Origin of the sequence: Xanthomonas bonasiae (assembly GCF_014836395.1) — a bacterium.
GTDB lineage: Bacteria > Pseudomonadota > Gammaproteobacteria > Xanthomonadales > Xanthomonadaceae > Xanthomonas_A > Xanthomonas_A bonasiae.
In genome coordinates, this window is sequence record NZ_JACSQX010000002.1 from 524,098 (window position 1) to 534,593 (window position 10,496).

General features: G+C 70.5%; 10 protein-coding genes. 7 read left to right on the top strand and 3 right to left on the bottom strand.

Annotation, left to right across the window (positions count from 1 at the left end):
* Nucleotides 1–50 precede the first annotated feature (50 nt).
* The gene (locus H9658_RS22865) at nt 51–740 is read left to right on the top strand and encodes a hypothetical protein (RefSeq protein ID WP_225209741.1); all 690 of its coding nucleotides are present in this window, start codon (nt 51–53) and stop codon (nt 738–740) included.
* A 108-nt stretch (nt 741–848) separates the two neighbouring features.
* Here the strand turns inward: H9658_RS22865 and H9658_RS05000 are convergent, their stop codons facing one another.
* Nucleotides 849–1,640, bottom strand: a complete 792-nt coding sequence (locus H9658_RS05000; protein WP_191824556.1) for a polysaccharide deacetylase family protein — start codon at nt 1,638–1,640, stop codon at nt 849–851.
* 45 nt (nt 1,641–1,685) lie between these two features.
* On the opposite strand from H9658_RS05000, the gene grxD reads away from it, so the two are divergent.
* Complete coding sequence (grxD, locus tag H9658_RS05005; RefSeq protein WP_191824557.1) at nt 1,686–2,612, top strand: Grx4 family monothiol glutaredoxin; 927 nt, start codon at nt 1,686–1,688, stop codon at nt 2,610–2,612.
* Nucleotides 2,613–2,712: 100 nt separating this feature from the next.
* A complete protein-coding gene (locus H9658_RS05010; RefSeq protein ID WP_191824558.1) occupies nt 2,713–3,603 on the top strand; it encodes a hypothetical protein in 891 nt (296 codons plus the stop codon).
* A 126-nt stretch (nt 3,604–3,729) separates the two neighbouring features.
* On the opposite strand, the gene H9658_RS05015 is transcribed toward H9658_RS05010, so the two are convergent.
* A complete protein-coding gene (locus tag H9658_RS05015; RefSeq protein WP_191824559.1) occupies nt 3,730–4,275 on the bottom strand; it encodes a DUF924 family protein in 546 nt (181 codons plus the stop codon).
* A 444-nt stretch (nt 4,276–4,719) separates the two neighbouring features.
* Here H9658_RS05015 and H9658_RS05020 point away from each other — a divergent pair, with 444 nt between their 5' ends.
* Both H9658_RS05020 and H9658_RS05025 read left to right on the top strand, forming a co-directional pair.
* Nucleotides 4,720–6,120, top strand: coding sequence for an amidohydrolase (locus H9658_RS05020; RefSeq protein WP_191824560.1), 1,401 nt, complete (start codon nt 4,720–4,722; stop codon nt 6,118–6,120).
* Nucleotides 6,117–7,409 (top strand): amidohydrolase family protein, encoded by a 1,293-nt coding sequence (locus H9658_RS05025; RefSeq protein ID WP_191824561.1) that lies wholly within the window; start codon nt 6,117–6,119, stop codon nt 7,407–7,409. Before H9658_RS05020 ends, H9658_RS05025 begins: the two co-directional genes overlap by 4 nt.
* A 230-nt stretch (nt 7,410–7,639) precedes the next feature.
* On the opposite strand, the gene H9658_RS05030 is transcribed toward H9658_RS05025, so the two are convergent.
* Nucleotides 7,640–8,392, bottom strand: coding sequence for a GH12 family glycosyl hydrolase domain-containing protein (locus tag H9658_RS05030; RefSeq protein ID WP_225209770.1), 753 nt, complete (start codon nt 8,390–8,392; stop codon nt 7,640–7,642).
* A gap of 390 nt (nt 8,393–8,782) precedes the next feature.
* Between H9658_RS05030 and H9658_RS05035 the strand changes: the two genes are divergently transcribed.
* Together H9658_RS05035 and H9658_RS05040 are read left to right on the top strand one after the other, a co-directional pair.
* Nucleotides 8,783–9,412, top strand: coding sequence for a 2-hydroxychromene-2-carboxylate isomerase (locus H9658_RS05035; RefSeq protein ID WP_191824563.1), 630 nt, complete (start codon nt 8,783–8,785; stop codon nt 9,410–9,412).
* A 74-nt stretch (nt 9,413–9,486) separates the two neighbouring features.
* The gene (locus tag H9658_RS05040) at nt 9,487–10,428 is read left to right on the top strand and encodes a DegV family protein (RefSeq protein ID WP_191824564.1); all 942 of its coding nucleotides are present in this window, start codon (nt 9,487–9,489) and stop codon (nt 10,426–10,428) included.
* The last annotated feature ends 68 nt before the right edge of the window (nt 10,429–10,496 follow it).

Consider the following 10,496-nt stretch of genomic DNA (forward strand, 5'->3'; position numbering starts at 1 on the left):
CCTCCTTGGCTCGGAATACACCGCACAGCGCCGTTTCGACATTGCATGCAATGCCGTCGGAAACGCTGTGCATCATTTGCGTGCACGCATTGCAGCTCGGGTCCGCACCGCATTTCCACGGCCACCGGCAGCGGGCAAGGCGCGCGACGTCTATACTGCCGCGCCGTCGCTGGCGCATCGCCAGCACCGCTCGGATTGCACCGATCGATGCAACGCTCGGCAAGCTGCGGCGTCGCGCCCAATCCAGTGCGAACGCGCCGAGCGGCCTAGCCGGATCCGCATCCGCGAGCGCTGCGCTGGCAGCGCATGCCGACGCAGCAAGCGCCGCGCACGCGAACCGCATCACGCTGTCCTGCGCGCATCGGCGCCGGGACGACCTGTTCCCCCTCGGAGTTCCCATGACATCGCCAACGCTTCCTCCCTATTCCGGCCTCGGCATCGCCTCGTTCGCGGTCAGCCTGATCGCCGCGGTGCTGACGCTCGTGCTGATCGGCGTCTGCGCGGCACTGGTCTATTCCCAGCCCGACAGCCTGGACGAAGACTCGCCGCTGGCGATGCTGGTCGGCATGGCGATGATGGTCGGCGTGTTCGCCGAGTTGGCCGCCGCCGCGCTTGGCATCGGCAGCCTGTTCCAGCGCGACCGCAGGAAGCTGTACGGCGTGCTCGGCCTGATCTTTGCGATCGCGACCCTGGTCGGCGTCGCCGCGCTGATCGTGTTCGGGCTCATCCAGGGCAGCTGAGCCCGGCGCGAACGCGAGCCGCTGGCTCGCGTCGAGAGTCCACAGGGACTGCAGTGCGGGCGTACCCGCGGGCGCGCGCGCGCCTGGGCACACTCGCGCCGGCGCGCGCTAGCCCGGCAGGACGCTGACCAGGCCTTTCTCGCGCATCGCCTGCAATACGCCTTCCACGATCGCCAGGTTGTGCCCATGTGCCGCACCTTCGTGCAGCAGCACGATCGCGCCGGGTGTCAGGTCGCGCGCGATGCGCGCCACGGTCGCGGCGGGATCGCAGTGCACGCCGTCGAAGCCGCGCGCGCTCCAGGCGACCCGGGTCAGGCCGTGGCGGCGCAGCGGCGCGGCGACGAACGGGTTGGTCATGCCCACCACCGAGCGGTACCAGCGCGGCGCGGTGCCGGCGATGGCGCCCAGCGCCTGCTGCGCCTGGCCGATCTCGCGCGCCATGCGCCGCGGTCCCAACGCCCAGAACCAGGCCTGCGGGTGGGTCTGGCTGTGGTTGCCGACGCCGTGGCCGCGGCGCAGGATCTCGCGCACCAGCTCCGGGCGCGCGGCGGCGCGTTCCCCGACCAGGAAGAAGGTGGCCTTGGCCTGGTGGCGGTCGAGCAGGTCCAGCAGCGGCGCGGTGTCGTCGGAGGGGCCGTCGTCGATGGTCAGCCACACCCGCGGCGCGGTGCCGGGCAGGCGGCTGAGCACCGGGGCGTACAGCCAGGCCCGCGGCAGGAACACCGGCAGCACCAGGGCCGCATGCGAGGCCAGCAGCGCCGGCAGCCCGACCCGCCAGCCCCACGCCCACCAGATCGCCGCCACCAGCACCTGCGAGGCCAGCGCCAAAGGCAACCAGCGGTACGGGTGACGGGGGATGCGATGCAGCGTTTCCGGAACTGTCATGCCCCATGATGCCATGCGGCGTAGAATGACCGGTCCGACTCAGCGACCGAAATCACTGCCATGTCCCTCGATCCCGCCCTGCGTTCCCGCATCGAAACGCTGCTCAGTTCCAACCGCGTCGTGCTGTTCATGAAAGGCCAGCCGAGCATGCCGCAGTGCGGCTTCTCCGCCAAGGCGGTGGGTGCGCTGAACGAACTGGGCGTCGACTTCGCCCACGTCAACGTGCTGGCCGACCAGGACATCCGCGAAGGCATCAAGGCCTATGGCGACTGGCCGACGATCCCGCAGCTGTACGTGGACGGCGAACTGGTCGGCGGCAGCGACATCATCCTGCAGATGGCCGGCAGCGGCGAGCTGAGCGAACTGCTCGGCGTGCAGGCGCCGGACCGCACCCCGCCCTCGATCACCATCACCGACGCCGCCGCGGAGATGCTGCGCGGCGCGCTGGCCGATGCCCCGGGTGCGACCCTGGCGCTGGCGATCGACGCGCAGTTCCAGCCGAACTTCCAGCTGGCGCCGACCGACCCGAACGCCATCGCCGCCGAGTCCAACGGCCTGCGCGTGCAGTTCGACCTGGCCAGCGCGCGCCGTGCCGAAGGCATCACCATCGACTGGGTCGACGACCTGCGCGGCCGCGGCCTGGCGATCGACAACCCGAACGCGCCCAAGCCGGTGCAGGAGCTGAGCGTGCGCGACGCCGACGACCAGGTGCGCGCCGGCGGCCTGATCCTGGTGGACGTGCGCCCGCCGGAAGAGCGCGCGATCGCGTCGGTGAACGTGCCGTTCCGCACCCTGGACGGCGACCAGCGCGCGCAGCTGGAAGCGCTGCCGAAGGACACCGCGCTGGCCTTCCTGTGCCACCACGGCGGGCGCAGCGCGCAGGCCGCCGAGCAGTTCCGCGCGCTCGGCTTCAGCCGCGTGCACAACGTGGTCGGCGGCATCGATGCCTGGGCCGACGAGGTGGACAGCAGCGTGGCGAAATACTGAGCCGGCGGCGCACGACGCAGCGGCATCACGGCGGGCGATCCAGAGGGTCGCCCGCTTTTTTTGCGATACGGTTTTTGCGCTTCCGGGGAGGAAGCAAGCCATGGCACGCGCACTGAAACGCTGGACCGCAGCACTGATCGGCCTCGCCGCCCTGCCTGCCGCCGCCGCGCCGGCCGCCGCACCACCGCCGACGGTGATCTACGTCACCCCGGTCTCGGACGAGGCGAAGGTGATGAGCTACATCCCGGTGCGCAACGCGCCGTCGGAAGAAGCCGAACTGGGCGCCTGGCGCGGGCTGAAAAAGCCGCTGCGGGTGTTCGACAACGGCGCCGAGAACGGCGTGGCGACGCCGCTGGCGTTCTCGGTCGACGACAACAGCATGTGCGGCGGCGACCTGCGCGTGCGCCTGAAGACCGCGCACGGCGCCACCTTCGCTCACGATGCCCTGCTGGCCTCGTTCGACCTCAATCCCGGCCAGCGCTTCGCCCGCCGCGAGCTCGATGCCACGCAGCGGCGCGCGCTGCTGCAGGTCGTCGGCAACGATCCGTCGGTGCGCAAGCGCCTGCCTGCCGCGGCGCTGAAGCGGCTGCTGGCGCAGCTCGCCGCACCGCCGGCCGACGAGGCACCGGCACTGACCGTGATCGGCGATGCCAAGCAGCCGGGCCACGAGGTCGCCCTGGTGACCGCCAGCGTCTACGACCCGGCGCCGGCTGCGAACGCGGACGGAGCCTCGCCCAAGCTGACCACCCTGCTGGCGGTACTGGAACGCAGCGACGCCGGCTGGCGACTGCGCAAGACCCTCGCCGACTATGGTTGCGACGACTGCGAGGGACGCAAGAACAACTATGCGCTGCTGCAGTTCGCCGACATCGATGCCGACGGCACGGTCGATTTCCTGATCCAGCACAGCGGCTACGAGACCTACGGATTCTGGCTGCTGCACCTGGTCGATGGCCAATGGCGCAGCGACGACCTGGTCGGCGGCTGCTGAGCGCCGGCGCCCGCAGGAACGCTCGACACCGCCCTGTAGGAGCGGCTTCAGCCGCGACAGGTTCTATCCGTAGAGTCCGTCGCGGCTGAAGCCGCCCCTGCAACAGCGCCGCCGCCGGCGCGCCACTCAACCGGCGAAACCGCCCTCGTCCAGAAACCGCTGCTCGTCCTGCGTCGTCTCCCGCCCCAGCGCCGCATTGCGATGCGGGAAGCGGCCGAAGCGCTGGATGATGTCCTCGTGCTGCGTGGCCCACTGCAGGCTGTCGGCATCGCCGAGCGCGCTGAACAGCTCCACCGCCTCGCGCTGCAGGCCCGGATCCTCGGCGTGCTCGTACGGCAGGTAGAAGAACATGCGCAACTCCGGCTCGACCTGCTGGTCGTAGCCGGCCGCCAGCGCCCATTGCGCGTAGCGCCGCGCCAGGCCATCGGTGGCGTAGGCGTGCGCGCTGCCGCGGAAGGCGTTGCGCGGCACCTGGTCGAGCAACAGCAGCAGCGCCAGCGCGCCCTCGGCGCTGTCCATCCACGCCGCGTACTCGTCGCGCGCCGCGGCGTGATGCGCGTCCAGCAAATTCTGGCGCACGTTCGCATCGAACGAGTCGTTGGCGGCGAACCAGCGCTCGCGGCCGGCGCTGCGCCAGAACTCCACGACATCGCGGGGCAGGATCTCGGTCATCGCATTTCCATCGGTCGGCAATCGGCCTCTATACCCGATCCGGCGTCGGCATGCGGTGTGCGGCGAGCGATCCGTGGGCTGTCGCCGCCGCGCGATCGGCCACGCTGGCCGCGCCCGGACCATCGCTCTGCCAATCCACCCATGCCCAGCGCGGCGCGTGCGGCGCGCGATCGCGTCGGCCGGATCGGTGCTGTCCTCCATCAACAACCGACGTATGGGGGATTGGGGATTGGGGATTGGGGATTGGGGATTGGGGATTGGCGAAAGCGTGGCAGTTCGCTGTCACCTTGAGCCACGGGCGGGTGAGCATTCGCCTGCCGACGCGCTCTGCGAATCCCCAATCCCCAATCCCGCCCCACGCCGCCCGCACTTGGCAAGCGCGCCGGCTCGGGCTAGCGTGCGCAGGCGGCGCCAACGCTGCAGCCAACATCCGGGGAAAATCTGATGCGTCATCTGTTGCTCGCCTGCCTGGGCGTGGCGCTGTGCGGCCCTGCCGCGGCCGCCTCGCGCTTCGTCGAAGACCCTTACCCCAGCACCTACCGGCCGCTGGCGTCCACGCCGATGCTGATCGAGCACGCCACCGTGCTCACCGGCACCGGCGAGCGCCTGGACGATGCCGACGTGCTGCTGCAGGACGGCCGCGTGCAGGCGGTGGGCCGCGCGCTCGCCGCTCCGGCCAACGTCACCCGCATCGACGGCCACGGCAAGTGGGTCACGCCCGGCATCATCGACGTGCACTCGCACCTGGGCGTGTACGCCAGCCCCGGCGTCAGCGCGCACAGCGACGGCAACGAGATGACCGCGCCGGTGACGCCCAACGTCTGGGCCGAACATTCGATCTGGCCGCAGGATCCGGGCTTCGGCACCGCGCTGGCCGGCGGCGTCACCTCGCTGCAGGTGCTGCCGGGATCGGCCAACCTGGTCGGCGGCCGCGGCGTGACCCTGAAGAACGTGCCGGCCACCACCTACCAGGCGATGAAGTTCCCCGGCGCGCCGTGGGGCCTGAAGATGGCCTGCGGCGAGAACCCCAAGCGCGTGTACGGCGAGAAGGGCGGCCCGGCCACACGCATGGGCAACGTCGCCGGGTACCGCGCCGCGTTCATCGACGCCAGCGAATACCTGCGCAAGAACGCGCCGAAGAAGAAGGCGCCGGAAAAGCGCCATTGGTGGAGCCGCGGCGCCGGCGACAACGACAGTTCCGGCGACAGCGGCGGCAAGCGCGACCTGAAGCTGGACACCCTGGCCGGCGCGATCAACGGCGACATCCGCGTGCACATCCACTGCTACCGCGCCGACGAGATGACCACCATGCTCGACCTGGCCAAGGAATTCGGCTTCAAGATCGCCGCCTTCCACCACGGCGTGGAGGCCTACAAGATCGCCGACCGCTTGGCCCAGGAAAACGTCTGCGGCGCGCTGTGGGCCGACTGGTGGGGCTTCAAGATGGAGGCCTTCGACGGCATCCAGGAAAACATCGCGCTGGTCGATCGCCCGGCCAACGGCTGCGCCATCGTGCATTCGGATTCGGAGGAAGGCATCCAGCGGCTCAACCAGGAAGCGGCCAAGGCGATGGCCGCCGGGCGCCGCGCCGGCATCGCCATCGCGCCCGAGCGCGCGATCCGCTGGCTGACCAGCAACCCGGCCAAGGCGCTGGGCATCGAGAAGCAGACCGGCTCGCTGGAGCCGGGCAAGATGGCCGACGTGGTGGTGTGGAACGGCAGCCCGTTCAGTTCCTACGCGCTGGCCGAGAAGGTCTACATCGACGGCGCGCAGGTCTACGACCGCGCCGACCGCCGCCTGCAACCCACATCCGACTTCATGCTCGGCCAGGAGGCTGCCCCATGAGCCGTTCCGCTCCGCATTCGCGCCGCCCCCTGGCACAGCGCCTGGCGATCGCTGCCTGCCTGATCCTCGGCAGCGTACCCGCCTTCGCGCAGGACGTGCTGATCCGCGGCGCCACCGTGCATACCGCCAGCGCGCGCGGCACCCTGCAAAACGCCGACGTGCTGGTCCAGGGCGGCACCATCCGCGCGGTCGGCAGCGGCTTGTCCGCTCCGGCCGGGGTCGCGGTGATCGAGGCCAAGGGCCGCCCGCTGACCCCGGCACTGTTCGGCGGCATCACCGAGATCGGCATCGAGGAAGTGTCCGGCGAGTCCTCCACCGTGGACAGCGCGCTAAGCCTGCCGCACGACCAGCCGATGCGCCCGGAGTTCGACGTGACCCTGGCCTACAACCCCGACTCGGTGCTGATCCCGGTCGCGCGCGTGGAGGGCATCGGCTTCACCGCGCTCGGCGCCAACAGCGGCGGCGCCTTCATCGCCGGCCAGGGCGCGGTGATGCGCCTGGACGGCGGCGCCGACCCGATCGGCCCGCACGCGCTGTACGTGCGCCTGGGCAGCGACGCGCTGGAACTGAGCGGCAAGTCGCGCGCCGCGCAGTGGATGCTGCTCGACCAACTGGTGGCCGAAGCGCGCGGACGCATGCCGGCGGACTCGCCGCATGCCTTGCTGACCCCGGCCGGACGCGCCGTGCTGGCCAGGTACCTGGCCGGCCAGGGCCGCATCGTGGTGGCGGTGAACCGCGCCGCCGACATCCGCCAGCTGCTGCGCTGGGCGCAGCGCGAGAAGGTGCGCATCGCCATCGCCGGCGGCGACGAGGCGTGGAAGCTGGCGCCGCTGCTGGCCGCGGTGAAGGTGCCGGTGTTCGTCAACGCACTGGACGACCTGCCGAGCAGCTTCGACCAGATCGGCGCGACCCTGGAGAACGCGGCGCGGCTGAACGCGGCCGGCGTCGCGGTGAGCTTCACCCAGGGCGGCGACGGCTCGCACAACGCGCGCAAGCAGCGCCAGCTGGCCGGCAACGCGGTAGCGCACGGCCTGCCCTGGGAAGACGGCCTGGCCGGCCTGACCCGGGTCCCGGCCGAGGCGCTGGGCGTGGGCGACAAGCTGGGCAGCATCGCCCCCGGCAAGCTCGCCGACCTGGTGCTGTGGGAAGGCGATCCGCTGGACGTGGCCCACTACGCCGAGCAGGTCTGGCTGGGCGGCCGCCCGATCCCGATGCGCTCGCGCCAGACCGAGTTGCGCGACCGCTACATGAAGCAGGCCGGCGCGCTGCCGCGGGCGTATACGCAGTAGCGCGCGGGCGGTGCAAGCGGTGCGGGCCGCGCCGCATCACGTCGCGACACGCACCGTGGCCCGGCCGCTGCTCTGCAAGCGTCCGCGGTCCGCCGCGACGACGGTGTGGCGCGCCAGCCCGCTGCGTTTGCCGCGCTGGCGTCGGCCATTGCCGGCGCGCCAGCATCGATGCCGGGAAATTCCCGCCAGGGCGGCGACGGCCCGGTCGGGCCGCCGCTGCGGCGCGCAACTCAATGCGCGTCGATGGTCGCGCTGACCTTGGCCCAGCCGTTGCCGCGCACCACCTCGAAGCCGGCCTCGACCACGTGCAGATACAGCGCGTTGCTGTAGCGGCCGTCCTTGCTGCGGTTGGCCTGCAGCCAGTTCAGGAACGGCTTGACGTCGACGTTGAGGTTGCCGCTGGTGGGCAGGTTGGGCTGGCCGGCGGTGCCGTGCGGGATGAAGGTGTAGACGTAGTAGCCGGCGGCGCTGTTGTTGCCTTCCCACAGGTCGAAGGTGTAGCCGCCGGCGCTGATCACGTTGCTGGCGCTGAGCGTGCCGATCGGCCAGGAATTGTGTCCGCCCCAGATCATCACTTCCAGCTGCGGCACGCCCTTGCTGGTGTCGCGGCGGAAGAACAGGTCGTAGGCGAAATCGCCGCCCAGGTTGCTGCCGCCGGCGCTGTAGGTGAACTTGACCGGGATCGTGCTCAGCGACGACACCTGCCGCGGGAACAAGGTGTCGCTGGTCGGGTTCCAGTCGTAGTGCCAGCCGCGCACGATCGCCGGATACCCGTACAGACTGGAGTTGGCGAAATTGAAGGTGACCGTCAGCTCCGGCGTGCTGCCGGTGCCGAAGGTGCCCTGGATGACGTTGTTGGGATCGTTGAAATTGTTGACCCACGCATAGTGGTTGCCGAAGATCTTGTAGGGCCCGGCCAGCGCCAGCGGCGCAGCCGCCAGGCACGACACGGCGAACAGCGCCTGCAGCAGGCGCCGGCGCATGCGCGCGCGCGGCGCGGGGGCGCGCAGATGCGGTGCGGCGATCGGAACGATCTGGACATCATGCATGTTCGGTTTCTCCCAGGAAGTCGGCGGGCACGGCAGCGGAGGTGCTGCCGCGGCGGACGCTAGCAAGACCCGCGCGGCACGAGCTATGCGAAGAACGCCTGGCGGCATGCGCTGCGGCAATAGCGCCACGCGGTCGAGACCTGCAGCGTGCGCGCCTTCCCAGTTCCCACACGTCGTCGAGATCGGCGGCGACGCATTGTCTACCGCGGCGTCCAGCGCCCCGGTCGCGGCACGCGCACGGGCGCGGCATGCGCCGCAGTGCAACACGCCGCGCCGCATGCCGGCAGGCGAGTAAGCTGGCGCATCCCCGACCGGAGCCCGCTCATGCGCTTGCGCTGGTATTTCGATTTCGTCTCGCCGTTTTCCTATCTGCATTGGCACAAGCTCAAGGCGCTGCCGGAGTTCGCGCGGATCGAGCCAGTGCCGATCGTGTTCGGCGCGGTGCTGCAGCATCTGCACACGCGCGGACCGGCGGAGATTCCGCACAAGCGCAGCTTCACCTACCAGTTCGTGCAGTGGCAGGCGCAGCAGGAGGGCGTGCCGCTGCGGTTTCCGCCGGCGCATCCGTTCAACCCGCTGGCCGCGCTGCGGCTGTGCATCGCCGCCGGCAGCACGCCGCAGGCGATCGACGCGCTGTTCGATTGGCTGTGGCGCGACGGCCACACCGGCGACGATGCCGCCGCACTGGCCCCGGTGGCGCTGGCGCTGGGCTTCGCCGATGCGGCCGCCGCCGTGGGCGATCCGCAGGTCAAGGCGCAGCTGCGCGGCAATACCGAACAGGCCATCGCCGCCGGCGTGTTCGGCGTGCCGACGCTGCAGGTCGGCGAGGCCTTGCTGTGGGGCAACGACGCGCATCCGCTGATGCAGGCGCTGCTGGCCGATCCGCAGCTGCTGCAGCGCGGCGAGATGGCGCGGCTGGCGGCGCTGCCGGTCGCCGTGCAGCGCCGCGGCTGAGCCGGCCGCGACGTTCCCGGGCGTCTGCGCTAACCTAGCCGGTACTGACGAGGCGCAACGCCGGAGGGGGCCAGATGCGTATCGGGATCGTGGTGGATTCTGCCTGCGACTTGCCGCAGGACTACATCGCAGACCACAACATCGTGTTGCTGCCGATCAGCGTGCGCATCGGCGAGGCGGTGCTGGCCGACCATCGCGACGAGGAAGCCACGCTGAGCTTCCTGCATGCGCACGTGGCCGAGCACGGCGCCGAAGCGGAAACCATTCCGTTCAGCGTGGCGCAGATCCGCGAGCTGTTCCTGAGCCGGCTGGTGATCGACTACGACCACGTGTTCTGCATGACCATCACCAAGACCCGCAGCCCGATCCACCAGCATGCGCTGCAGGCCAGCTTCGCCATCCTCAACGACTACAAGCCGATCCGGCAGGCCGCCGGACACACCTCGCCGTTCGCGCTGCGGGTGATCGACACGCAGAACCTGTTCGCCGCGCAGGCGGTGACCGCGGTGGAGGCGGTACGCCTGCGCGCGGCCGGGGCCAGCGTGCAGGCGATCCGCGAACGGCTGGAGGAACTGGCCGGCAACGTGCACGGCTACATGGTCACCCGCGACCTGTACTACATGCGCGCCCGCGCGCGCAGCAAGGGCGACCGCAGCGTCGGCCTGATCAGCGCCGCGCTCGGCACCGCGCTGGACATCAAGCCGGTGCTGCACGGCTATCGCGGCGACACCGCGCCGGTGGCCAAGATCAAGGGGTTCGACGCCGCTGTGCAGAAGCTGTTCGAGTTCGTCGGCAAGCGCGTCGCCGCCGGGCTGATGACGCCCACGCTGTGCCTGAGCTACGGCGGCGAGCTGAGCGAACTGCGCGCCCTGCCCGGCTACGCGGCGTTGCGCCAGGTCTGTGAGACGCACGCGGTGGAGGTGCTGGAAAGCGTGATGAGCCTGACCGGCATGGTCAACGTCGGCAAGGGCGCGCTGACCCTGGGCTTCGCCGATGGGCCGCATACGTTCGCCTAGGCGTTGCGGGCGAATCTTGTTGCTTGTTGTAGGAGCGGCTTCAGCCGCGACAGGTGCTATCGATAGCC